Source organism: Streptomyces sp. IBSBF 3136, assembly GCF_036815105.1.
Classification (GTDB): Bacteria; Actinomycetota; Actinomycetes; order Streptomycetales; family Streptomycetaceae; genus Streptomyces.
This window is the reverse complement of sequence record NZ_JAJSZC010000492.1, coordinates 1-732: the sequence shown is the minus strand read 5'-3', so window position 1 is coordinate 732 and position 732 is coordinate 1. Positions and strand designations below refer to the sequence as shown.

Here is a 732-nt window from a genome sequence, read left to right as displayed (position 1 = left end):
GCCGGGGCGCGGGCGGTGGTCAGGCGGGGCAGGTGGGCGCTGGCGCGGCGGGCATTGGGACAGGTCAGCACGTGGTCAGCAGCGGAAGAGGCCGCCCCGTGGGCCGGGCTGGCTTCGCGCAGAGGGCAGTGGAGGGCTGGTCAGGTGCTGGAGCATGGTGCGCAGCCGGGCGGGGCCGGCGATGTCGGGCAGGTCGCCCTCCTCCCGGCGCAGGGCCGCCGACGTTCCGAAGTTCACTGCGGGGCATTTGCCCGATGCTGGCGAGCGGCCCGGTAGACAGCGATGAGGGTGGTGAGGCGCGGGTTGAATCCCTCTGCCTCCTGCAGGGCTGCATCAGGCATCGGGTCGTCCACGGCATAGCCGAGGGCGGGGCATCCGATGACGTGCCCGCGCAAGGCGTCGAGGTGATCGAGGAGAGCAGCGCGGCGAGCCTGCTCGGGGTTCAGCGCGTGCAGCCACGCGAGGCATTCCGGTGTGGTCTCGGGGCGCAGGGGCAGGTCACGGCGAATGCCGTCGGCCCTCTCGGTGAGGATGTTCCACACGGGCATACGCAGCGCCGCGACCAGTGTGTCTGGTGCGGACTCCACGGTGGGCGTCATGTTCTCCACAGTCGCAGCGGCCACTGACAGCACGATGCACCGCGGGCACCAGGTCAGCCGTCCGTGGGGGCCTCGATGGTGCAGTCGGCTCAGCCTTGTGCTCCCAGTCGCTAGCAGCGCATCCGCCTGGGTC

2 protein-coding genes are annotated in these 732 nt (G+C 71.3%); both read right to left on the bottom strand.

Annotated features, from left to right (window positions below):
- Positions 1-75: 75 nt before the first annotated feature.
- Complete coding sequence (locus V7E45_RS40415; protein WP_333779266.1) at positions 76-237, bottom strand: hypothetical protein; 162 nt, start codon at positions 235-237, stop codon at positions 76-78.
- Positions 234-599: a hypothetical protein gene (locus tag V7E45_RS40410; RefSeq protein WP_333779265.1), complete on the bottom strand. Its 366-nt coding sequence runs from the start codon at positions 597-599 to the stop codon at positions 234-236. Before V7E45_RS40410 ends, V7E45_RS40415 begins: the two co-directional genes overlap by 4 nt.
- Positions 600-732 lie beyond the last annotated feature (133 nt).